Below are 21,289 nucleotides of genomic sequence, written 5' to 3'. Positions count from 1 at the left end.
GGGGCCGGCCGTGGCGAAGTCCGGTCGGCCCCACGGTGGGTATGTCAGCCGCCGCAACCCCCCACCCGCCGCGTGCTCACCGCGATGTCGTCCATGCGCATGTCGTACGACGACGGGGTGGGGCCCGCCTGGTACAGCTGCCAGCCCAGCTTCAGCTTGTCGAAGCTGGGGAAGACGAAGTCGTCCGTCGTGCCTCCGTGGTTCTTCGTGGAGACGGTCAGGTCGGGCTGTTCGGTGCCGTCGAGGTAGACCGTGACGCGGTTGTCCGTGGCGTCCAGGTGGAACTCCACGCAACTCCACTTCCCGGCCACCGCCGGTGCCGAGGTCTTCCAGGCGGTCCAGTCGCCCGTCGGGCCCAGGTCCGAGCCGACGCCCCAGAAGTTGCCCTGGTCGGTGGGGGCGTACTGGCCGCCGAGGGGGCGGACCAGGGTGGGGGAGTCGGGACCCGAGGCTTCGGCCAGGGTCCAGTGGGCCCAGTCGGGGGCCGTGGGGAACTTGGTCACGCGCAGTCGCATCCGGGCCCAGAAGCTGTTGCCGCGCGGGGCGAGGTCGGACAGGACCACGAAGGCACGGCCGTTGCCCTCGGTGCGGAGGCGCAGCTCACGGCCGCGGCCGTCGGTGCTGGGTGCGACGGTCACGGTGCCGTCGGAGGTGTCGGTGGTCCACCCCCGGCCTCGCGTCACCGGGCCGAGGGGGAGGCGGTCGAAGTTCTCCCGGACGAGCGTGCCGCCGCCGTACGAGCGGCCTGACGTGTCGTGCGGGGCGGGCGTCGCCGAGGCTGTGGGGGGTGTCGCGATCAGGATCGCGGCCGCGGCCGACAGGGCGGCCACGGCTTTCCTCAGGTAGGTCATGGGGTCAGTGTGTGATCAACCGCCCCATCAGTCACGGGAGTTGGTCACGATCCAGCCAAGGGCCGGACGCGACGCGCCCCAGGGCGGCGGTACGGGGGGAAGGCTCGTCATGCCGTTCGCGCTCGCGGCGAGGAGGTCCCTGTCGCCGGTGCCGTCGAGGTCCCGCAGGAGGATCGCGGAGCCGAACATCTCGTTGCGGTATCTGGAAGTTCCAGGTCACCGCCCTGTGTCGTACAGTACGCGGACATGTCAGGCCCCGGGGGGGTCGGGGCGAGGGCGACGGGTGTCGAGGGAGGGGAGCCGCGCAGGCTGTGATCCGGCCCTTCGGTGAGTGGGAAGGGGCGTGCGTCGATGGTGGGTGCGCGGAGAAGACGGATGACGGCCGTGGTGGTCGTCGCACTGGGGCTGCTGCTCGGGGGATGCGGTGAGCGGGCCGCCTGGGCGGAGCGGAAGCCCGCCTACGGCGAGCTGCGGGAGCTGCCGGAGGAACTGGACGCCGACGGCACGACGATCCGCGTCGGGGACCCGCACGCGCCGGTCACCCTCCGCCTCTACGAGGACATGCGCTGCCCCGTCTGCGAGGAGTTCGAGCGGACCGGCGGTCCGGCCGCGGTGGAGCGGACGCTCGCGCGCACGGTGGTGACCGAGTACACCCTCGCCTCCTTCCTGGACGACAAGCTGGGCGGCAACGGCTCGAAGGAGGCGGCCAACGCGCTGCGGGCCGCGCTGGAGGAGGGCAAGTTCGCCGAGTACCACGCCGTGCTCTACGCCAACCAGCCGGAGGAGATCGTCGACGGCTTCACCGACGCGTATCTGCTCGAACTCGCCGCCGAGGTGAAGGGGCTGCGCGGTCCGGCGTTCGACTCCGCCGTCAGGACGATGAAGTACCGCGACTTCGTGGCGAGGTCCCAGAAGGCCTTCGATCGGGTGGCCTCCGGCACGCCCACCGCCGACATCAACGGGAACCGCGTCCGTGAGGCGTACTCCGGCGTCCTCTACGAGAAGGTGGCGCTCGGCCGGCTGCTCGACGCCGTGAAGAAGGACCCGGAGGGGTGGGAGGAGTACACGCCCATGTCGCAGGACCTGGACTGACCGTCGGTCCGGCAGCGCGCCGACCGACTGCCGGTCCCGACGGGCGCTGCTGGAGCGGCTCGCGCCGCGGCTCGCGATCGGCGACCGGTGCACGCTGGAAGGGCGGTTCCTCCGGGTCGAGGGCCAACTGCACACGTACCGGATCCATCTCGGGTCCGGCAACATCCTGATGTCCCCGAACGACCGCTGTCTGTGCGTCGTTCCCAAGTCGACCGTCACCGACGGGAACGGAACCAGGCAGACCGGCTATCTCCCCTTCGAGGGCGACCGTATGCTCGCAGTCATCCTCAGCAAGGCGATGCTGCTCGCCAAGGACACGGAGATCACGGACCCGACGATCGTCAGCCAGCTGTGAAGCGTCCGTTCACGGCCGACGACGAGGCGATGTGACTCCGCCCACACGCGGGAGCCGGTGGGTGCCCGGCCGAAGTAACAACTTCTCTCCGGGCCCTTCCCTCCTGCAATATGACGGACAGCCCATAGTGAGTTTTTCAGCCGCTCAAGCAAACAACACGCAGGAGTCAGTACCGTGACCGAGCAGCCTCAGCAGCCCGCTCAGCCCCCGCAGCCGCCGCAGCCCGGATACGGGTACCCGAACGCCGCCCCCGGCCAGCCGGGCGCGGGCCCGTACGGGGCTCCGCAGGGTGGCTACCAGCAGCCGGGCGCGGGCCAGCCCGGCTACGGCTACCCCCAGCAGGGCGGCTACCCCCAGGGCGGTTACCAGGTGCCCCCGACGCCGGGCGGCGCGTACACGGGCGACCCCAACGCCCCGTACGGCTACGACCCGTACGGCCGCCCGTACTCCGACAAGTCCAAGATCGTCGCGGGCATCCTCTCGCTGTTCCTGGGCTCCTTCGGCGTCGGTCGCTTCTACATCGGTCACGTCGGCCTCGGTCTCGCGCAGCTCTTCACCTGCGGTGGCCTCGGCATCTGGGCGCTGGTCGACGGCATCATCCTGCTGACCAGCAGCAACACCACGGACTCCAACGGACGTGTCCTGCGTGGCTGAGCGCGGCCTCACCACCCTCCGGCATCCGGCGGCGGCCCCCCTCGCGGTGGCCGCCGCCGGGCTGGCGGGCGCCGCGTACCTGTACGGCACCAACCCGCACGAGCCCGGCCAGCTGCTGCCCCAGTGCCCGTTCCGCTATGTCACCGGGCTGCTCTGCCCCGCCTGCGGCGGCACCCGCATGGTGTACGACCTGCTGCACGGGCAGTTCGCCGCCGCCTGGCACGACAACCGGGTGCTGCTGCTCGCCGCGCCCTTCGCCCTGCTCCTGCTCGGCCGTTGGTTCGTCGAGGGGCTGCGCGGCCGTCGCTGGCGCCCCGAGCTGAAGCCCCGCACCCAGGCCCTGGTCCTGGGCATCGCGGTGACCTGGACGATCGTCCGCAATCTGCGCTGAGCCGACGCGGCCCCCGTAAATCCCTTACGCCCGCTTTATGTTGCTCAGTTGTCGCAAGTTGGCTGGAATCGGATCACGGAATCGGAACGATCGCCCGGATCCACTCCCATCCGCCCCTCACGTCTCATTACGCTGCAACGGCTACAGGGGGGATGACGGGGGATTACGTCGTGCTCGATCGTCGGCCGGTGTTTGCCGTGCCCGATCGCCGCAGGTTCTTTGCCGCGCCTTCTCTCCTGTGATCGCTCCCGGAGCAATCCGCTTCGGTATTTCAGTCAGCACATCCAGGAGTTACTTCCATGACCGTCCCCACCCCTGACGCTCCCTTCGGCCACGACCCGCAGGGTCGCCCGTACTCCGACAAGTCGAAGATCGTCGCCGGCATTCTGCAGCTCTTCCTCGGCACGCTCGGCATCGGTCGGTTCTACGTCGGTTCGGTCGGCGTGGGCGTCGCCCAGCTCCTCACCTGCGGTGGTCTGGGCTTCTGGTCGCTGATCGACGGCATCCTGTTCCTCACGAGCAACGACCGCACCGACTCGCAGGGTCGCGTCCTGCGCGGCTGACCCCGCTCGGGATCACCCGTGAGGTGATCGACCGAAGGGCCTCGTCCGCCGCGGAGCCTCCCCAGGCTCCGCGCGGGGACGGGGCCCTCGTGCGTGGCCCTCGCCCCCGCCGAGCAGGGCTGCCGGGCCCTCACCCCGAACGGACGGAAGGCCCGCGGACGAGTCCGCGGGCCTTCCGGTACGAGATCCGGTACGAGATCCGGTACGAGATCCGGTACGAGGCACCGGTACGTAGACCGGCGAGGGATCAGAAGCGGCGCGTGATGAGCGCCCGCTTCACCTCCTGGATCGCCTTGGTGACCTCGATACCGCGCGGACAGGCGTCCGTGCAGTTGAACGTCGTACGGCAACGCCACACGCCGTCACGGTCGTTGAGGATCTCCAGCCGCTGCTCTCCGGCCTCGTCGCGCGAGTCGAAGATGAAGCGGTGGGCGTTGACGATCGCGGCCGGACCGAAGTACTGGCCGTCGTTCCAGAACACCGGGCACGAGGACGTGCACGCGGCGCAGAGGATGCACTTCGTGGTGTCGTCGAAGCGCTCGCGGTCCTCGGCGGTCTGGAACCGCTCACGCGTCGGCTCGTTGGTGTCCTTCGTGATCAGGAAGGGCATCACGTCCCGGTACGCCTGGAAGAACGGCTCCATGTCCACGACCAGGTCCTTGAGGACCGTGAGGCCCTTGATGGGCTCGACCGTGATGGGCTTCTCGGGGTTGATGTCCTTGATCAGGGTCTTGCAGGCCAGACGGTTCTTGCCGTTGATCCGCATGGCGTCCGAACCGCAGATGCCGTGCGCGCAGGAGCGGCGGAACGTCAGGGTGCCGTCCACGTCCCACTTGATCTTGTGCAGACCGTCGAGGACGCGCTCCTTGGGGTCGATCTCCAGCTGGAAGTCTTCCCAGGTCGCCTCGGCCGAGACCTCGGAGTTGAAGCGCCGGATGCGGAAGGTGACCGTGATGTACGGGGAGTCGGCGAAGCCGGGCTCGGGGCTGCCGGCCGCGTCCGCCTTGTCCAGGGTCGGGGTTGCCATCAGTACTTACGCTCCATCGGCTGGTAGCGGGTCTGGACGACCGGCTTGTAGTCGAGGCGGACGGTCTCGGAGCCGTCGTCGCCGACCTCGCGGTACGCCATGGTGTGACGCATGAAGTTGACGTCGTCGCGGTTGGGGTAGTCCTCGCGGTAGTGACCGCCGCGGGACTCCTTGCGGGCGAGCGCCGACACGGCCATGACCTCGGCCAGATCGAGCAGGTTGCCCAGCTCGACGGCCTCCAGGAGGTCGGTGTTGAACCGGCGGCCCTTGTCCTGGATCGCCACGTTCTTGTAGCGCTCGCGCAGCTCGGCGATCTTCTCGACGGCCGTCTTGATCGTCTGCTCGGTGCGGAACACCATGACGTTGGCGTCCATGGTCTCCTGCAGCTCGCGCCGCAGCTCCGCCACACGCTCGTTGCCCGTGGAGGCGCGCAGCCGCTCGATCTGCTCGACGACCAGCGACTCCGGGTTCTCCGGCAGCTCGACGAAGTCGGCCTTCTGGGAGTAGTCGGCGGCCGCGATGCCCGCCCGCTTGCCGAAGACGTTGATGTCGAGCAGCGAGTTGGTGCCGAGACGGTTGGCGCCGTGCACGGAGACACAGGCGACCTCACCGGCGGCGTACAGGCCGGGCACGACGGTGGTGTTGTCGAGCAGGACCTCACCCTCGACGTTCGTCGGGATGCCGCCCATGGCGTAGTGCGCGGTCGGCTGGATCGGGATCGGGTCCGTGTAGGGCTCGATACCGAGGTAGGTGCGCGCGAACTCGGTGATGTCCGGGAGCTTGGCGTCGAGCTGCTCCGGCGGAAGGTGCGTGAGGTCGAGGTAGACGTGGTCGCCCTCGGGACCGCAGCCGCGGCCCTCACGGATCTCGGTGTAGATGGAGCGGGACACGACGTCACGGGACGCGAGGTCCTTCATGACCGGCGCGTACTTCTCCATGAAGCGCTCGCCGTCCTTGTTGCGGAGGATGCCGCCCTCACCGCGGGCGCCCTCCGTCAGCAGGATGCCCATGCGCCAGATGCCGGTCGGGTGGAACTGGAAGAACTCCATGTCCTCCAGCGGCAGCCCGCGGCGGTACACGGCGGCCTGGCCGTCACCGGTCAGCGTGTGCGCGTTGGACGTCACCTTGAAGAACTTGCCGCAGCCGCCGGACGCGTAGATCACGGCCTTCGCCTGGAAGACGTGGATCTCGCCGGTGGCCAGTTCGTACGCGACGACACCGGCCGACTTCTTGACGCCGTCGACCTCGGTGATCAGCTGGTCCAGGACGTAGAACTCGTTGAAGAACTCCACGCCGTGCTTGACGCAGTTCTGGTAGAGCGTCTGGAGGATCATGTGGCCGGTGCGGTCGGCCGCGTAGCAGGAGCGGCGGACCGGGGCCTCGCCGTGGTTCCGGCTGTGACCGCCGAAGCGGCGCTGGTCGATCGTCCCGTTGGGCGTCCGGTTGAACGGCAGGCCCATCTTCTCCAGGTCGAGGACGGAGTCGATGGCCTCCTTCGCCAGGATCTCGGCGGCGTCCTGGTCGACCAGGTAGTCACCGCCCTTGACCGTGTCGAAGGTGTGCCACTCCCAGTTGTCCTCCTCCACGTTGGCGAGCGCGGCGGCCATGCCGCCCTGCGCGGCGCCCGTGTGGGAGCGGGTGGGGTAGAGCTTGGTCAGCACGGCGGTGCGGCTGCGCTGCGTGGACTCGATGGCCGCGCGCATACCGGCGCCGCCGGCGCCGACGATGACGGTGTCGTACTTGTGGATCTTCATGATCGGTTGCCTCAGCCCCGTGCCTAGCGGATGTTCGGGTCGAAGGTGAAGATCACCAGCGTGCCCAGCAGGATGGTGAACACCGTGGCGGTGTAGAGCAGGCCCTTGAGCCACAGCCGCGTGTTCGGGCGCTCCGCGTAGTCGTTGATGACCGTGCGCAGGCCGTTGGCGCCGTGCAGCATCGCGAGCCACAGCATCAGCAGGTCCCAGGTCTGCCAGAACGGGGACGCCCAGCGGCCCGCGACGAACGCGAAGCCGATCTTGGAGACGCCGCCGTCGAGGACGAGCTGGATCAGCAGGTGGCCGATGACCAGGACGACCAGGACGATGCCGGACAGGCGCATGAAGAGCCACGCGGCCATCTCGAAGTTGCCGCGGGTCGACTTCGGGCTCTTCTTGGTGCGCTTACGGGGCGGCTCGATGAGGGGGGCCGGGTTGTCGGGGCTGTAGCCCGACAGTTCCCCGGTGCCCTCGACGGGGCCGATGCCGGATGCGGTGGTTTCAGTGGCGGACATCTGTCTCAGCTCCCGAAGACTTCACGAGCGGCGTGGCCGAGGACGGGGTACAGGGCCCCGATCATCAGGACGAGCCAGATGCCGACGACGGACCAGAGCATCGTCTTCTGGTGTCGGGGGCCGTTGGACCAGAAGTCGACGGCGATGACCCGAAGACCGTTGAGCGCGTGGAAGAGGATGGCGGCCACGAGGCCGTACTCCAGCAGCGCGACGATCGGCGTCTTGTACGTGGCCACGACCTTGTCGTAGGCGTCGGGGGAGACACGGACGAGAGCGGTGTCCAGCACGTGTACGAACAGGAAGAAGAAGATGAGGACGCCGGTGACTCGATGAGCCACCCAGGACCACATTCCTTCCCGGCCGCGGTACAGCGTTCCAGCCGGCACGGAAGAACCCTCCGGGAGCGGGGATTGGGGCCGGCCGGCTTGCTTGTCGGTCTGACCCGGCCGGGTACGGTCCACCGGCCCCGGCCATGGTAGCGACGTCGTTGCGCTTGGCTTAAGCCGGGAGGGTTGGTGTGATCAAACTGGCATACAAAGGTGCACGTAAGGGTGAGTACCGGTCGCGGCAGGGGTGAGATCCGCGCGGTCCCGAAGTGAGCCCGCGGTTCAGGACACCGCGCAGCTGCCCGCGGACCGCAGGCGGCCGACCAGGCGGGTTCTCGCCAGGCGGCGCAGTTCCTCGGCGACCACCACCCGCTCCTCCTCCGGGTCGTTCGAGAGGCGGGAGCGGATGCCCTCCAGGGTGCGGTCGAGGAGTTCGTCCGGGTGGGCGGTGTCCAGGGCGATGACGAAGACGTGGCCGAAGCGGGCCTCGTACGCGGCGTGCGCGGCGTTGAGGGCGGTGTGGGCGACGCCGTAGGTGTCGTCGGGCAGGACGGGGAGGGTCTCGCCCGCCAGGGCTTCGGCCAGGTCCGCCGCCGTGAGGTCGTACGCGGCCTCGTCGGAGGCGGCGAGGAGGGCGTCGAGGTCGGGGTAGGGGCGGTGGTCGGTGAGGCGGTGCGCCCAGCGGAGACTGCGCAGGCAGGCGAGGAGGGCCTGCCGGGCGGCCTCGGCGGGGGCGTGGTTGAACCGCTCCAGGGCCGAGGGGCCGGGAGTGGGGGCCTGCTCCGGTATGGCGACCTGGCCGGGGAGGTGGGGGAGACGGTGCGGAGGCAGCGTGGGTCCTCGGCGGTGCGTAGGGGTCGGTTGGGCAGGCTGTGCGAAAGGTGCCACCACGTTATCGAGGCGGTTCATGGGCTGTCCGTTCGATGCCCGAAATTCACCCGAACGGGAGAGTTTCGGAACCTGTGGTGGACGGGTCGGGCGGTGGGACGTCGTAGGTTCGAGAAGGGAGCTCGGCGGAGAGTCGGGAGTGGGACCGGGGGAAGAGCGCTGCGAGAGGTGTGTGGGATGTCGTGGACGGTGAGCGGGACAAGGACCGGGACCGGGACGGGGACCGGGGGCGTGTCGTGAACCGAGGCCGGCGCAGGGCACCCCGCAGGAAGACGGCGATCACGTCGAAAGGGTTGCTCCTGGGCACGGGAGCGGTTCTGGCGGGCGGCGCGGTCGCGGTGGCCGTGACCGTGTGGCCCGGTGACGAGAGGCGGACGTCCAGCGGCTCCGGGCCGTCGCCGGAGGGGTCGTCCGTGAGCGCCGCCCGGACCTCCCCCTCCGCGTCCCCCTCGCCGTCACGCACCTACCCCCTGTCGAAGAAGCCGCAGACCGTCCCCGCCGTCAGGCAGCACGAGGCCGCCCGCGGCCCGGGCTGGAAGCCCGCCGACGGGGCCCGGGTGGTCGTACGGAACGCGGCGCTGGCCGACGAGGGGCGCCTGACCGCCGGGGAACTGGGGCTGGCGTACGCCGGAGAGGCGCGGCCCCGGGACGGGGACGTGGAACTGGCGCTCACCGGAGCCGACGCGCCGAGGTCGGAGGCGTACACGCTGACCGTGAAGGACGGACGGGTGCGGATCGCCGCGCCCGCCGAGGCGGGGGTCTTCTACGGCACGCGCACCCTGAAGCAGGAGGTGCGCGGCGGCGGTACGGCGCCGGAGGGCGTCGTCCGGGACGAGCCGGCCAAGCCGCAGCGCGGGTTCATGCTCGACATCGCGCGCAAGCACTTCACGGCGGGCTGGATCGAGGACCGTATCCGTGAGCTGGGCGACCTGAAGTACAACCAGCTGGGCCTGCACTTCTCCGACGACCAGGGCTTCCGGATCGAGTCCACCAGCCACCCCGAGGTGGTCTCCCGGCAGCACCTCACCAAGGCCCAGGTGCGCAAGATCCTGGACCTCGCGGAGAGCCGCCACATCGAGGTCGTGCCCGAGATCGACTCGCCGGGGCATCTCGGGGCCGTGATCGCGGCCAACCCGGGGCTCCAGCTGAAGAACGCGCAGGGGGTGGCCGCGAGCGGCGCCGTCGACATCTCCGATCCACGGTCCGCCGAGGTCGTGGACGAACTGCTCGACGAGTACGCCGACCTGTTCGACGGCGCGTACTGGCACCTCGGCGCCGACGAGTACCGGGCACTGATGGCCTCGAACCCCGAGGCCTCGTATCCGCAGCTGGCCGCCGCCGCGCGCCAGAAGTACGGCCCCGGCGCGACCGTCGCCGACCTCGCCACCGGCTGGCTGAACGACCGCGCGAAGGTGATGCGTGGACACGACCGGACCGTACGGGCCTGGAACGACGGGTTCTTCCGGGGCGGCTCGGTCCAGGCGGACAAGGCGATCCAGGTCGCGTACTGGACGGGCAAGGAGATCGGGGCCCGGCCGCCGATCGAGTACCTGAGCGCCGGGCGACAGGTGATCAACTACAACGACGAGTACCTGTACTACGTCCTCGGCGAGCCCAACCAGTTCGTCTACCCGACCGGGCAGCGCATCTACGAGTCCTGGACCCCGCGGGTGCTGCGCGGCACCACCGCCGTGCCCGCGCAGTACGACGACCAGATCCTCGGCGGCTCCTTCGCCGTCTGGTGCGATCTCGCGAACCGGCAGACCGAGGCGCAGGTCGCGGCGGGCGTCCGGATGCCGCTGCGGGCGCTCTCGCAGAAGCTGTGGGACCCGGGGAAGCCGGGCCTGACCTGGACGCAGTTCCGGGAGTTGGCGGGGAAGGTGAGCTGAGTCGCCGGGCCCGGAGCCCACGGGCCGGGTCGAGCCGTGGAATCAGGTGGACGGACGGCTCGGGTGAACCGTATGTTCCGCGTGTTCGATTGCCGAGCGTGAGGGTCTGGGGAGGACCGCGTTCGGCCTGTTCCGATCACACGGGGGCTCCACGATGAACTGTGCGCGCTGCGCGACCTATGCGGCGGCACCCGGCGGCGAGCTGTGCCGGAGTTGCGAGGCGGCGGACCTGCACCCGGCGCCCGCGCGAGCCGTCGCGCAGCATCCGGCTCCGGGCCTCCCCACCCACACGGACCTGCCCATCCAGTCCCCGCACGGCCCCGCGTGGCTGCGGTCGCCGGTGGGGCTGGGGCGGGCGGTGGCGATCCTGCTCGGGGTGGTGATCGTGACCGACCTGGTCGCGGTGTGGGCGGATCTCGTGATGCTCGACGTCCTGGGCAGGATGGTCGAGGGCGAGTACGGGTGGCCCGTCGAGGCGGACGCGGACCGGGCCGACCGGCTCGTCGGCCTGACCGGCAGCGCGCAGCTGCTCGCCTATCTCGCCACCGTCGTCGTCTTCCTGATCTGGTTCCACCGGGTGCGGGTCAACGCCGAGGTGTTCGAACCGTTCGGGCATCGGAAGAAGCGCGGCTGGGCGATCGCGGGCTGGATCGTGCCGATCGTGAACCTCTGGTTCCCGCGCCGGATCGCCCTCGACAGCTGGGACGCCAGCAGCCCGTCGACGAAGCCGCGATCGCACGCACTCGTCAACGCCTGGTGGACGATGTGGATCATCGGCGGTGTCGCCGGCCAGGTGAGCGGCCTGGCCATGCGCCGGGCGGAGACGGCCGAGGAGCTTCGGACGGCCACCGAGCGCGTGCTGTTCGCGGACGCCTTCGAGATCCCCACCGCGGTGTTCGCCGTCTTCTTCGTCCTCGCCCTCACCCGTATGCAGGACGACAAGGCGCGGAGCGGGCCGCGTGAGCCGGAGCCCGTCGCGGCCCTCTGACTCCGTACCCCTTCTCGGACGGTCTCGGGGCAACCGTGCGGATTGCCCGATTCCGGAGGCGGACCGCCGTGCGGCTGTGGTCTATTCCCGGTATGGGGTACTGGGGGTACTACGTCGTGGGCAGGAGCGAGCGGCCGCTGGCGGAGCTGGACGCGCTGGCCGGCGCCGGGGCCATGACGCTGTGCGCGACGGCGGACGACGGCTGGCAGATCTGGGCGTACCCGACGGGCGCGCCGGGAGCCGGGGCGGCCGGGGACTCCGGCGGCAGCGGCGATGTCGGCAACATGCACGCGCTCGCCCGGGAGACGGGGGCGCCCGCGCTGTTCGGCTACGTCATGGACAGCGACTGCGTGGTCGTCGAGGCCGCCGGGCCGGAGAGCGGGGCGTGGACGACGTGTCTCGCGCGACGCGCCATGGCCGCGTATCTGGGGGACGGGGAGGGGCTCACCGTCGAGGACTACTTCCTCGAACCGGGCGACGCCGCCGAACGCGCCGTCGCCTGGGCCGCGGAGGCGGGAAGGGCCGCCGTCGAGCGGTCCCTGGCCGAGGTGTTGACCTCGGAGCCTGGACCGGCGGACCCCCTGGCTGAAAACATTCTCTTCCGGTTGCTCGACCGGCTCGGGGTCGTCTCTCTGTGACACTCCCGCGTCGTCGCACGCAGTAAGGGGAAGTGCGGGCTCCGTATACCGGAGCGCGATCGAGCGGGACCTACGAGCGGGATCTTGGGGAGGCGCGATGAGCCTGGTGGAGCTGTTGGCCCAGGCCGACGAACGTGGTCTGGCGGCCGGCGGGTTGGCTTGTTTGGACCGCTGCGTACCGCTTCTCGGAGGCGACGACGAGGTCCTGCGTCCACTGTGGGCGGGACTGGTGGACGAAGGGGAGGGGTGGGGGGAGAGCATCGCGAAGATACGCGGCGAACTGACGCCACCGCGCCCCGAACCGGACTCCGACGGGAGCGGTGGCGAGGAGATCGTCCTGCTCGCGCGTCGGATGCTCGACGCGGTTCCCGAGGAGCGGTCCGGTGACGGGCTGCGGGAATGGGCGGAGGTGTGCTCCGTCTCCGCGCTGCGGATCCATCAGCTGCTCGACCCGCTGGACGCCGGGGGCGCCGACTCCGTGACGGCGTGCCGGGAGGGCCGTACCGAGGGCGCGTCCCATCTCGTCGCCGCCGAACTACGCCGCCAGGTCGTGGTGTTGGAACTGCTCGCCCAGCACGGCGCCGCGGGACTGCGGCAGGCCCTCGGTGTGGCCACGGAGGGGCGGCGGGTGCTGCGGGCGGTCGTGTCGCGGCGCGCGCGTGGGGCGCGGCAGGAGTAAACCCCGTCTTCCTGGCGGGTCCTGTGGGTGTCCTGGGGCCGGGTGTGGTGGTCCTGCGCCGGTGTCGAGGACAGGCCGAAAATCGCGAAACGTCTCGTGCCGGACGGGCGCTTACCCGAGTGTGAGCGCTCAGCAGACATTCAGTCCGGTCAGTACCCCAGCCGCACCGGGGAGCCGTGGGAACCGGCCCGGCAGCGCGGCGAAGCCCCTTCGGTGGGCCGCCGACGCGGTGGCGATGATGCGGGAAGGGGCGCGGGTGCGCCTCGACTACTCCACGCAGAGCCTGTGGCGGGTGGACCGGATGATCGAGGAGATCCGCCGGGAGGGTGCGCCGTACGCCGCCGTGGAGGGCGCGTTGCGGGGATTCGGGGCGTACGGCGGCGAGGTCGTCGCGCGCTGGGCCGGCGGCGAATGGACCGAGTCGGACGGCGGCTACTGGGTGCGCACCTGGGACGGCCGCTACTGGGACCCCTTCGACGAGGCCCGCCGCTGCTTCACGGGCGACGGATCCCTGCGCCTGCTGTGTCACGACGCGATGCCCTCGGGGTGAGGCCGGGGGGTCGGGTGCGGGGTCGGGTGAGGGGGTCGTGTTCGGGTGCGGGTCCGGTGGGGCTTCTCGCGCAGTTCCCCGCGGCTCTGAAAGGCCTGCGCCTTGAAAGGCCTGCGCCCCTGAAAGGCCTGCGGCCTCTCAGGGGCGAAAAGCACCCGGTCTACGGCGTCAGCAGTTGCCCCAGTCGGCCGCCCGCCGGCGCCCCCAACTGTGTCACCCCGTAGTACGCGGACCGAGAGGTCACCGGCACACCCCCCACCGACGGAACGAACAGCACCGTGCCGTTCCCGGCATCCTCCCCCTCGACCCCGACCACCACATCGGCGTACCCGTCCCCGGTGACATCCGCACCCGACACCGCCGACCCGAACCTGTCCTCCGCCTCGGTGGATCCCCCGACGTCCGGCGCGTCCTGCGAGAGCGCCAGCGACCCCGCGCCGCTCACCCCGGAGGCGGCCCCCTTCAGCAGCCACACCGACCCCGCGTTGCCCCGGTTCTTCCCGGCGCGGGTGATGTCCTCGCCCGGGGCACCGGTGAGCACGTCGGCGTACCCGTCCGCGTCGACATCGCCGACGGACACCGAGGAACCGAAGCCGTCCGAGGTCTCGGAGGCGCCCTCCACACCCGCCGTGGCCTGGTGGACCGTCCTCGTCCCCGTGGCGCCGAGGCCGGTGGACGTACCGGGGACGACCGTCACCTGGCCGCCCGCGTCGCCGCCTGACTCGGAGGCGTACGGCTGCCCGACGACGAGGTCGTCGTAGCCGTCGCCGTCGACGTCGCCCGCCGCGACGGCGCGGCCGCCCTTCACGGTGAGGGTCGCGGCCTTCGTCAGCCCCAGCGACCGGGAGCCCTTGAACCAGACGATCCTGCCGATACCGGACGCGTCACGGTAGTTGAGGGCGACGTCGGCGTAGCCGTCCCGGTTGAAGTCGCCGGTCGCGGCGTCCGCGTAGGCCAGGGAGCCGGTCGCCGTGGTGAGGTCCCCGGCGACCTCGTGGCCGTCGCCGAAGCGGGCCGCCCAGTTGCCACCCGTACCGGTGGCCGCGGTGAACACGTCCGCCCTGCCGTCCGCGTTGAAGTCCCCGGTCGCCACGGTCGCGCCGAACCGCGCGCCGGCCGGCTCGTAGTCGTCGCCGAGGGCCATGGTGTCGGCGCCGTCGGTGAAGGACGGCCCGTAGAGGATCGTCACCGCACCCCGGTCCGCGTGCCCGGTGGTGTCGTCCTCGCCGGGCGCGCCCACCACGAGATCCGCGTCCCCGTCGCCGTCGACGTCGCCCCACGCGGTCGCCGCGCCCCACTGGTCGCCGGACTCGGCGGCGCCCGGCACGCCCGTGCTCGCCTGGTTCAGCCGGAGCCCGGCCGTCGGGACGGGGCCGCTCGCACCACCCGGCACCAGGGTGATCCAGCCGCTGCCGGTCCGGGGCGTCGGCACCACCAGGTCGCTCACGCCGTCGCCCGTGTAGTCGGCGGTCGGTATCGCGGAACCACGGGCCGGGGAGGCGGCGTAGCGGCGTATCTCGGGAAGCTCGGCGTAGAGGCCGGCGCCCGGGGACGTGAGGGACGCCGCGTCGCTGCCGCCGGATATCACGTCCAGCTCCGCCGACTCGCCGCTTGTGTACACGCCGGTGTCCTCGGACGCCGTCAGCGTCACCTTGCCCTTGGGGTCGCCCGCGTACTGGCCCAGCTTCCACGCCGCCAGCCGTGCCACGGACTCCACGGCCGCCCGGCTCGGCCCGCCCTCGTCGAAGTCGCCGAGCACCGCGACGCCCGTCGACTCCCCGTCGAACCCGGGGGTGTGCGCGCCGCGCACCGCCAGGTCCGCGCCGCCCGCCCGGCCTTCGAAGATGCGGCCGCACTTGTCGACGACGAAGTTGTAGCCGAGGTCGCCCCGGCCCGGCGTCCGGAGGTCGTCCGCCAAGAGCGCGCGGATCAGGGCGGGGGACTCGGCGCAGCTGTAGTCGTCGGTGCCGCCCGTGTCATGGACGAACACCGCGCTGATCCGGTCGATGTACTCGGCCGTGCCCGTCACGGTCGACTCGTCCGCGCCCCATGCCGCCCGGCTGACGATCGGGGGACGGGTGACAGCCGAAGGGCGGGCGGTGGGTACGTCGTCGGCGGCGGCCGGGCCGGCGCCCGGCCCGACCACGGCGTACGACACCAGGCCCGCGCCACCGGCCACGACGGCCCCCAGTGTCAGCCAGACCCTCCGCTTCGGCGCCGGCGGCTCCGACGCATGGCTCCTACGGCGACTCAATGTCCCACCCCTGGAAGAACGGTGTACGAAGACGCCACCCGGCACAGGGGTGACCCTTCTATTCAGCGCACAGGGGTCCGCGCACATCGACATCGGGGGGTGCGGGTGCGGCCTATGTCATGGAGGGGGCCGGAGTTTCCGTTTCCGGTCGATGTGCGGTGACCCTACGGGTGATCTCGGGGGGTGCGCCCGGCCGCTGTGACACTTCCGCAGGGCGCGGCGCAGATGAGCGTAGGGGCTTGGCGGCGGTCGGGACGGCCCCCGGGAAGGCGATCCCGGCACTGACTTGGCACTGTCACGGACAGTTTGGGGCCAGGGAGGGGAACCTCGGCGCGTGCAGGCGTACGACGCGGAACTGGGCGCGGCCGTCGCGCGGGCCCAGGCCGGGGACGAGGCCGCGTTCGCGGTGGCGTACCGGCTGGTGCAGCCCGGGCTGCTGGGGTACCTGCGCGGCATCGTCGGGGACGACGCGGAGGACGTCGCCTCGGACGCCTGGCTGGAGATCGCGCGGGACCTCGGACGGTTCAAGGGCGACGGCGCGGGCTTCCGGGGCTGGAGCGCGACCATCGCCCGGCACCGTGCCCTCGACCATCTGCGGCGCCAGCGGGTCAGACCCCGGGCGACCGCGCAGGAGAACGACCTGCTGGAACTGCCGGGCGCGCACAGCACCCAGGACCAGGCTCTGGAGAGCCTGTCCACCGAGCAGGCCCTCGCGCTCGTCGCCCGGCTGCCCCGTGACCAGGCCGAGGCCGTGCTGCTGCGTGTGGTCGTCGGTCTCGACGGCCCCGCCGCCGCCCGCGTCCTCGGCAAGCGTCCCGGCGCGGTTCGTACCGCCACCCACCGTGGTCTGAAGCGTCTCGCGCAGCTCCTGCGGAGCGAGGGTGTGACGGATGACGGCCCCCGGACGCTGGGGGAGTCGAGATGACCGAGAGCGACGTCGGGACGCAGGGGGAGAGGGAAGGGCGCGAGATGCCGTCGGGCAGGACGGAGCCGGAGGACATGAGCGACCGGCCTGACAACGGAGAGCGGGACGACACGTCCCCTGCCTCCGTGCCACAGCCGCCCGCGCTCCGCGACACCCCGCCCCCCGCGTTCCGGGACGCACCCGCCGTCGATTCGCTCCTCGCCGCCGCCGTGCGGGGCGGCGCGTCGGCCGACAGTGTGGGCGAGGCGCGGGCCGTGGCCGCTTTCCGGGCGGCGCGGGAGAGCGGGGGCCGTATCGCGCGCACCCGGCGGCGGGACGACTGGCGACCGAACGCCCGGCGCCGTATCCAGCTCTCCATCCGCACCACCCTGGCCGTCCTGCTGGCCAGCCTCACCCTCGGCGGAGTCGCCTTCGCGGCGATCGGCTCGGCCGTACACGGCGACAAGGGCGCGGACCGGGAGCCCGGGGGCTACGGAAACCGGGAGCGGCCTGCCCGCCCCACCGACGACGCCCCCTCCTGGCCGGGCCCCGCGGACGTCCCGCGTACCCTCCCCTCGACACCGGACCCCTCCGCCCCGGCCGAGCAGGGCGGCGCGTCCCGCAACCCGGACGCGTCCGACCGGGAGGCCGACCGACGCAACGACGGCAAGCCCACCGGCGACAGCCGACAGCAGTCGCCCCGGCCCGCAGGGACGAACGAGCCGAACGGGCCGAACGAGCCGAACGGGCCGGCCGGTTCGAAGGTGCCGGAAGAGCCGGGCCGACCGGGACTGTCCGGCGGCGATCGACCGGAGCCGCCGGCCGGGGACGAGGGCAAGAGCGAGGGCGGCGCCCCGCAGAACGTGCCGCAGACCTCGCCGCAGAACGCGCCACGGACCTCGCCGGAGGCCGTTCCGCAGGGAGTTCCGGAGACCGACCCACAGGGAGTTCCGGAGGCCGACCCGCAGGCCGCGCCGCGGAATGCACCGGGGCTCGTCCCGGATTCGGGGCCGGAGGCCCGCGGAACGAAGTGAGGCCGGCGTGCTCGCAAGACCCCCGTACTCGCAAGACACCCGGCCGACTCCGCCGATGGCAACGGTCGGGGCCGCCACCCCCCACAGGAGAGGCCCCGACCGTCGCGCGGCACGGGCCGCGCGGCGACCCGTACTACCTACAGCGCCGCGCCCGCGTTTTCTGTCACACCTCGCCGCATCACGAGTTAGTTGCATGTTCTACGGACATGGACGGCCAACGGTTTCAGGCCGTAACGTGCCTTTCGCGCCGGATCGTGGATGGCGGAAGACCACCACAACCATCGACGGCTCGGCACCGCACGATTCATTGAGGACCACGACAGCGAGAACCCGGTCCGCGAGAGCGGCGCCGGTTGAGGCGCAAAGAGGGGCGCGCGCGGGTGCTGGGGGACGACGCGGAGCTGACCGCCGCGGTGCTTGCGGCACAGGACGGGGACGAGACCGCGTTCCGGACTGTGTACCGCTCGGTGCACCCACGGCTGCTCGGGTACGTGCGGACGCTGGTCGGTGATCCGGACGCGGAGGACGTCACCTCCGAGTCCTGGCTCCAGATAGCCCGTGACCTGGAGCGGTTCAGCGGTGACGCCGACCGGTTCCGCGGCTGGGCCGCGCGGATCGCCCGCAACCGGGCCCTCGACCACATACGGATGCGGGGCCGCAGGCCCGCGATAGGCGGCGACGAGACCGAGCTGACCGGCAGGGCCGCCGAGTCCGACACGGCCGGCGAGGCGATGGAGGCCCTGGCCACCGGCCACACGCTCTCGCTCATCGCCCAGCTGCCGCAGGACCAGGCGGAGGCGGTGGTTCTGCGGGTCGTGGTCGGCCTCGACGCGAAGACCGCCGCCGAGACCCTGGGCAAGCGCGCGGGTGCCGTACGGACGGCCGCGCACCGGGGTCTGAAGCGGCTCGCCGAACTGATCGGGGAGAATCCGGAGAGGGCTGCCGAGGCCGACCCGGAATCGGGCGATCCGCTGGACGCCGTACCCCAGCCGAGAGCACCGCGTGCACGCGCGGCTTCGTCCGCCGGTGTGACGCATACGCGTTCGCGGACGCAGAAGGATGTGTGATGGCCGACGAGCAGTACAAGTGGCTCAACCGCGACGCCGCGGAGCGGCTGCTGCGTGGGGAGCCGCTCGAAGCCGTCGACGCCGACACCCGTGACCGGGCCGCCCGGCTCGCCGAGGCGCTCGGCGCGCTGACCGCCGAGGTCGCTCCGGTGTCCTCGGGGAGTTTCGAACTCCCCGGCGAGGAAGCCGCGTTGGCCGCTTTCCGCAGCGCGCGAACAGCCCGCACGCCCGACTCCGCCCCCTCCTCCTCCGTCCCCGCCGCCTTCGCGCCCGACGACGGTCGGGCCGCGGAGCCCGGTCGTGGCGGCCGTGCGCACACCGCCTCCCCGCCGGCCGCCGACGCGGGAGTCGTCCACCTCGGACGTCCCGGCCGTCCGGCCGCCGGTGCGGACGGACGCCGGGCCCGTTGGGGCCGACCGGTGCGGTTCGGGCTGGCCACGGCCGTGGCCGCCGGAATGCTCGGCGGGGTCACGGTGGCGGTCGGCGGCGGCGCGTTGACCGCGTTCCGCGACGACCGGCCGGAACCCTCCGCCAGCGTCTCCGCCGGCCGGTCGCCGGACCGGCCGCTGCTGTCGCCGTCGCCGGACGCGCAGGGCGGCGACGGCCGACGTGGGGCGTGGGGTGACACGAGCCCCGAGGCGACCCCGGACGGCTCCGCACAGGGCGACGCCCCCTCCGGTGACGGCACCAAGGGCACCGACGAGGACGGGCGGGCCGGCGACACCGGGCAGAACGACACCACCCGGGAGTGGTGGAACAAGGTGCTCTCCGCCTGCCGCGACGTTCGTGACGGCAAGGACCTGGGTGCCGACCGCCGGCGTGACCTGGAGGACGCGGCGGGCGGCAAGGGCAAGGGGCAGCTGAAGCGGTACTGCGAGGCCGCCCTGGCCGGCGGCCCCGACAACCCCGGCACGAAGTGGCGGCCCGGCGCGGGCACCGGGACGGGGCAGGGCGGCGGGTCCGGTACGTCGGACTCCGGTGACTCCACCGGCCCGGCCGGCGGTGACACCGGGACGCGCTCGGGCAACGACCCCGACGAGGACGACGACTCCCACCCCGGCAGGGGCGGCGACGGAGACGGCGCCGGCGGCGGTGACGGCAAGAACCGCCCCGGGAACGGCAAGGGTGGCAAAGGCGGCGAGGGCGGCAAGGGCCACGGCCACAAGGACAACAAGAGCCACAAGGGCAACAAGAGCGGCAAGGGCAACGGGGGCAACGGCCACCGGAGTCAGCTCGCCACGGCGGCGCGGATCGACTTCGCTGTTCGCGTGACCCCCTCCTGACCTGCGCTTTCGCATCCGTCACGAATTCTTTCGCGGAACGGGTAACACTTTTGGCCGTCCCGGCGCAGTAATGAGTGAGCCGACTGGTCATCGGCCGTCGCACTGAGCCGGGGTTCCCCCCGTACCTACGGCTCGTGCACCTTGGCGCGGGCGGGACACGTTCCCCCGGTCCCGCCCGCGCCCCATTCCCCGTGGTCCCCCGTGACCCCGTACTCCCCCTGACGCGCCGGACGCCCTCCCGCTATGCCTCATGTGACGCACGTCACGAATTTCTCTCGGCGTCCCTCGTCCGTCACCAGTAGACGACCACCTTGTCGCCGTTCCTGACCTGCCCGAACAGCCGCGCGATCGCTGCCTCGTCCCGTACGTTGACGCAGCCGTGCGAGGACCCGTAGTACCCGCGGGCCGCGAAGTCGGCGGAGTAGTGGACGGCCTGGCCGCCGCTGAAGAACATCGCGTACGGCATCGGGGTGTCGTACAGGGTCGACCAGTGGTCGCGGGACTTGAAGTAGACGCTGAAGACGCCCTCGCGGGTCGGGGTGTACTCCGAGCCGAACCGCACCTCGACCGTCGTCAGCGTCCGGCCGTCCACCATCCAGCGCAACGTGCGGCTCGTCTTGCTGATGCACAGCACACGGCCCGTCATACAGCGCGGGTCGGGTGACGCGGCCGGCTGCCCGCCGTAGGCGTAGAGGTCCCACTTACCGGGCTCCCGTGTCATGTTCAGCAACCGTGCCCAGGTCACGCTGTCCGTCTTCCCCGTCCGCGGCAGCCCCCGCTTGCCCTGGAAGCCCTTGACCGCCCGGACCGTCAGCTCGTCGTACGTCCCCGTGGGCCCCGCGAACAGCCAGGCGATCTGCCGCAGCCGTGCCTGCAACTCGCGTACGTCCAGGCCCTCGTCGCCCTGGGACCAGAGCACCGGGGGAGGAGGTGAGGGCGTGGGCGTGCGGGTGGGGGAGGGGGGCGCGGTCGTCGGTGCCTTCTCGGGCGCCCCTTTCCCGTCGCTCGCGCTCCCGCCCGCGGCCTCGTCCCCGCCGTCGCGTCGGTCGCCGTCGTCCTGCTTCGGGGTGCCGTCGGGCGTGGGGCTCCGGTCGACGCGAACGGGCTGGCGCTGGCCGCCGTGCACCTCGATCCCCTGGGCCGTGCAGGCGCCGGCCATGGCGAGTGCCGCGATCGCGGCCACCGATCTCCGCATGTCCTTGATACGCATCGGGGTCCCCGTCGTCTCATGATCGCCGCATCCGGTCGCTCTCCCGGACAGGTTGCCCGGACGTGACCCGTCGCGAACAAAAGGGCATGGTTGTGAGCAAGGTCCCGGCCAGGGGCACTCCATCGGACCAACGGCCGCCGTCACAGTCCGTCGCGAAGGCCGTTGAAACCGACGAGTAGCAAGCGAGCAAGCGAGCAAGCGAGCAAGCGAGCATCCGAGCGACGAGCAAGACGGAGGCAGACATCATGGCGCGCGAGTCGGAGTCCGGGCTGCCGATCGAGCCGGTGTACGGGCCGGAGGTGTTGGAGGGCTGGGATCCGGCGGAGAGGCTGGGGGAGCCCGGGGGGTATCCCTTCACGCGTGGGGTGTACCGGTCG

General features: G+C 71.6%; 22 protein-coding genes and 1 pseudogene. 14 read left to right on the top strand and 9 right to left on the bottom strand.

Going from position 1 to position 21,289, the window contains the following annotated elements:
- Nucleotides 1-44: 44 nt before the first annotated feature.
- Together RM704_RS23510 and RM704_RS23505 are read right to left on the bottom strand one after the other, a co-directional pair.
- Nucleotides 45-851 carry a hypothetical protein gene (locus RM704_RS23510; RefSeq protein ID WP_033525305.1) on the bottom strand — a complete coding sequence of 269 codons (807 nt, stop codon included), beginning with the start codon at nt 849-851 and terminating at the stop codon, nt 45-47.
- Nucleotides 852-878: 27 nt separating this feature from the next.
- Nucleotides 879-1,040: a hypothetical protein gene (locus RM704_RS23505; RefSeq protein WP_157856642.1), complete on the bottom strand. Its 162-nt coding sequence runs from the start codon at nt 1,038-1,040 to the stop codon at nt 879-881.
- Nucleotides 1,041-1,226: 186 nt separating this feature from the next.
- On the opposite strand from RM704_RS23505, the gene RM704_RS23500 reads away from it, so the two are divergent.
- The 5 genes and pseudogenes from RM704_RS23500 (at nt 1,227) to RM704_RS23480 (ending at nt 3,906) form a co-directional block, all read left to right on the top strand.
- Entirely contained in the window at nt 1,227-1,943 is a 717-nt protein-coding gene (locus RM704_RS23500; RefSeq protein WP_033525304.1) for a DsbA family protein, read from the top strand.
- Between the two features lie 43 nt (nt 1,944-1,986).
- Nucleotides 1,987-2,298 (top strand): annotated as a pseudogene (locus RM704_RS45625) (DUF7737 domain-containing protein); the annotation flags it as partial.
- A 174-nt stretch (nt 2,299-2,472) separates the two neighbouring features.
- Nucleotides 2,473-2,952 (top strand): TM2 domain-containing protein, encoded by a 480-nt coding sequence (locus RM704_RS23490; protein ID WP_033525302.1) that lies wholly within the window; start codon nt 2,473-2,475, stop codon nt 2,950-2,952.
- Nucleotides 2,945-3,343 (top strand): DUF2752 domain-containing protein, encoded by a 399-nt coding sequence (locus RM704_RS23485; protein WP_033525301.1) that lies wholly within the window; start codon nt 2,945-2,947, stop codon nt 3,341-3,343. Before RM704_RS23490 ends, RM704_RS23485 begins: the two co-directional genes overlap by 8 nt.
- A gap of 299 nt (nt 3,344-3,642) precedes the next feature.
- The gene (locus tag RM704_RS23480; RefSeq protein ID WP_033525300.1) at nt 3,643-3,906 is read left to right on the top strand and encodes a TM2 domain-containing protein; all 264 of its coding nucleotides are present in this window, start codon (nt 3,643-3,645) and stop codon (nt 3,904-3,906) included.
- Between the two features lie 247 nt (nt 3,907-4,153).
- On the opposite strand, the gene RM704_RS23475 is transcribed toward RM704_RS23480, so the two are convergent.
- The 5 genes from RM704_RS23475 to RM704_RS23455 form a co-directional block, all read right to left on the bottom strand.
- Nucleotides 4,154-4,933: a succinate dehydrogenase iron-sulfur subunit gene (locus RM704_RS23475; protein WP_033525299.1), complete on the bottom strand. Its 780-nt coding sequence runs from the start codon at nt 4,931-4,933 to the stop codon at nt 4,154-4,156.
- Nucleotides 4,933-6,687: a succinate dehydrogenase flavoprotein subunit gene (sdhA, locus tag RM704_RS23470; protein WP_033525298.1), complete on the bottom strand. Its 1,755-nt coding sequence runs from the start codon at nt 6,685-6,687 to the stop codon at nt 4,933-4,935. Before sdhA ends, RM704_RS23475 begins: the two co-directional genes overlap by 1 nt.
- Before the next feature lie 23 nt (nt 6,688-6,710).
- Entirely contained in the window at nt 6,711-7,202 is a 492-nt protein-coding gene (locus RM704_RS23465; RefSeq protein ID WP_033525297.1) for a succinate dehydrogenase hydrophobic membrane anchor subunit, read from the bottom strand.
- A 5-nt stretch (nt 7,203-7,207) separates the two neighbouring features.
- Nucleotides 7,208-7,588, bottom strand: coding sequence for a succinate dehydrogenase, cytochrome b556 subunit (gene sdhC, locus RM704_RS23460; RefSeq protein WP_078936941.1), 381 nt, complete (start codon nt 7,586-7,588; stop codon nt 7,208-7,210).
- A 222-nt stretch (nt 7,589-7,810) separates the two neighbouring features.
- The gene (locus RM704_RS23455) at nt 7,811-8,437 is read right to left on the bottom strand and encodes a 2-oxo-4-hydroxy-4-carboxy-5-ureidoimidazoline decarboxylase (RefSeq protein WP_078936940.1); all 627 of its coding nucleotides are present in this window, start codon (nt 8,435-8,437) and stop codon (nt 7,811-7,813) included.
- A gap of 272 nt (nt 8,438-8,709) precedes the next feature.
- On the opposite strand from RM704_RS23455, the gene RM704_RS23450 reads away from it, so the two are divergent.
- The 5 genes from RM704_RS23450 (at nt 8,710) to RM704_RS23430 (ending at nt 13,160) form a co-directional block, all read left to right on the top strand.
- Complete coding sequence (locus RM704_RS23450; RefSeq protein WP_033525376.1) at nt 8,710-10,305, top strand: beta-N-acetylhexosaminidase; 1,596 nt, start codon at nt 8,710-8,712, stop codon at nt 10,303-10,305.
- Between the two features lie 154 nt (nt 10,306-10,459).
- Nucleotides 10,460-11,293 (top strand): DUF4328 domain-containing protein, encoded by an 834-nt coding sequence (locus RM704_RS23445; RefSeq protein WP_033525295.1) that lies wholly within the window; start codon nt 10,460-10,462, stop codon nt 11,291-11,293.
- A gap of 92 nt (nt 11,294-11,385) precedes the next feature.
- On the top strand, nt 11,386-11,931 hold the full coding sequence (locus RM704_RS23440; protein ID WP_033525294.1) for a hypothetical protein: 546 nt from the start codon (nt 11,386-11,388) through the stop codon (nt 11,929-11,931).
- A gap of 97 nt (nt 11,932-12,028) precedes the next feature.
- A complete protein-coding gene (locus RM704_RS23435) occupies nt 12,029-12,610 on the top strand; it encodes a hypothetical protein (RefSeq protein WP_033525293.1) in 582 nt (193 codons plus the stop codon).
- 121 nt (nt 12,611-12,731) lie between these two features.
- Nucleotides 12,732-13,160 carry a hypothetical protein gene (locus RM704_RS23430; protein WP_033525292.1) on the top strand — a complete coding sequence of 143 codons (429 nt, stop codon included), beginning with the start codon at nt 12,732-12,734 and terminating at the stop codon, nt 13,158-13,160.
- 160 nt (nt 13,161-13,320) lie between these two features.
- Here RM704_RS23430 and RM704_RS23425 read toward each other — a convergent pair whose 3' ends face one another.
- A complete protein-coding gene (locus tag RM704_RS23425; protein WP_311591153.1) occupies nt 13,321-15,339 on the bottom strand; it encodes an FG-GAP-like repeat-containing protein in 2,019 nt (672 codons plus the stop codon).
- Between the two features lie 409 nt (nt 15,340-15,748).
- On the opposite strand from RM704_RS23425, the gene RM704_RS23420 reads away from it, so the two are divergent.
- The 4 genes from RM704_RS23420 (at nt 15,749) to RM704_RS23405 (ending at nt 19,702) form a co-directional block, all read left to right on the top strand.
- Nucleotides 15,749-16,339, top strand: a complete 591-nt coding sequence (locus tag RM704_RS23420; protein WP_033525291.1) for an RNA polymerase sigma factor — start codon at nt 15,749-15,751, stop codon at nt 16,337-16,339.
- A complete protein-coding gene (locus RM704_RS23415; protein ID WP_052145821.1) occupies nt 16,336-17,352 on the top strand; it encodes a hypothetical protein in 1,017 nt (338 codons plus the stop codon). The genes RM704_RS23420 and RM704_RS23415 overlap by 4 nt, the downstream gene beginning before the upstream one ends.
- A 380-nt stretch (nt 17,353-17,732) precedes the next feature.
- Entirely contained in the window at nt 17,733-18,419 is a 687-nt protein-coding gene (locus RM704_RS23410; RefSeq protein WP_033525290.1) for an RNA polymerase sigma factor, read from the top strand.
- Entirely contained in the window at nt 18,419-19,702 is a 1,284-nt protein-coding gene (locus RM704_RS23405; RefSeq protein WP_078936938.1) for a hypothetical protein, read from the top strand. Before RM704_RS23410 ends, RM704_RS23405 begins: the two co-directional genes overlap by 1 nt.
- A 292-nt stretch (nt 19,703-19,994) precedes the next feature.
- Here RM704_RS23405 and RM704_RS23400 read toward each other — a convergent pair whose 3' ends face one another.
- Nucleotides 19,995-20,912, bottom strand: a complete 918-nt coding sequence (locus RM704_RS23400; protein ID WP_192829566.1) for a L,D-transpeptidase family protein — start codon at nt 20,910-20,912, stop codon at nt 19,995-19,997.
- Nucleotides 20,913-21,289: the final 377 nt, after the last annotated feature.

It is taken from the genome of Streptomyces gottesmaniae, from assembly GCF_031845845.1.
In the GTDB taxonomy this organism is placed as follows: domain Bacteria; phylum Actinomycetota; class Actinomycetes; order Streptomycetales; family Streptomycetaceae; genus Streptomyces; species Streptomyces akebiae.
The sequence above is the reverse complement of the archived record's forward strand: the minus strand, read 5'-3'. Positions and strand labels throughout refer to the sequence as shown.

Excerpts from the sequence above, each read along its gene's own strand:
- RM704_RS23510 (WP_033525305.1), bottom strand. The coding sequence starts at position 851 with ATGACCTACCTGAGGAAAGCCGTGGCCGCCCTGTCGGCCGCGGCCGCG.
- RM704_RS23505 (WP_157856642.1), bottom strand. The coding sequence starts at position 1,040 with ATGTTCGGCTCCGCGATCCTCCTGCGGGACCTCGACGGCACCGGCGAC.
- RM704_RS23500 (WP_033525304.1), top strand. The coding sequence starts at position 1,227 with ATGACGGCCGTGGTGGTCGTCGCACTGGGGCTGCTGCTCGGGGGATGC.
- RM704_RS23480 (WP_033525300.1), top strand. The coding sequence starts at position 3,643 with ATGACCGTCCCCACCCCTGACGCTCCCTTCGGCCACGACCCGCAGGGT.
- RM704_RS23475 (WP_033525299.1), bottom strand. The coding sequence starts at position 4,933 with ATGGCAACCCCGACCCTGGACAAGGCGGACGCGGCCGGCAGCCCCGAG.
- sdhA (WP_033525298.1), bottom strand. The coding sequence starts at position 6,687 with ATGAAGATCCACAAGTACGACACCGTCATCGTCGGCGCCGGCGGCGCC.
- RM704_RS23465 (WP_033525297.1), bottom strand. The coding sequence starts at position 7,202 with ATGTCCGCCACTGAAACCACCGCATCCGGCATCGGCCCCGTCGAGGGC.
- RM704_RS23455 (WP_078936940.1), bottom strand. The coding sequence starts at position 8,437 with ATGAACCGCCTCGATAACGTGGTGGCACCTTTCGCACAGCCTGCCCAA.
- RM704_RS23445 (WP_033525295.1), top strand. The coding sequence starts at position 10,460 with ATGAACTGTGCGCGCTGCGCGACCTATGCGGCGGCACCCGGCGGCGAG.
- RM704_RS23440 (WP_033525294.1), top strand. The coding sequence starts at position 11,386 with ATGGGGTACTGGGGGTACTACGTCGTGGGCAGGAGCGAGCGGCCGCTG.
- RM704_RS23435 (WP_033525293.1), top strand. The coding sequence starts at position 12,029 with ATGAGCCTGGTGGAGCTGTTGGCCCAGGCCGACGAACGTGGTCTGGCG.
- RM704_RS23415 (WP_052145821.1), top strand. The coding sequence starts at position 16,336 with ATGACCGAGAGCGACGTCGGGACGCAGGGGGAGAGGGAAGGGCGCGAG.
- RM704_RS23405 (WP_078936938.1), top strand. The coding sequence starts at position 18,419 with ATGGCCGACGAGCAGTACAAGTGGCTCAACCGCGACGCCGCGGAGCGG.
- RM704_RS23400 (WP_192829566.1), bottom strand. The coding sequence starts at position 20,912 with ATGCGTATCAAGGACATGCGGAGATCGGTGGCCGCGATCGCGGCACTC.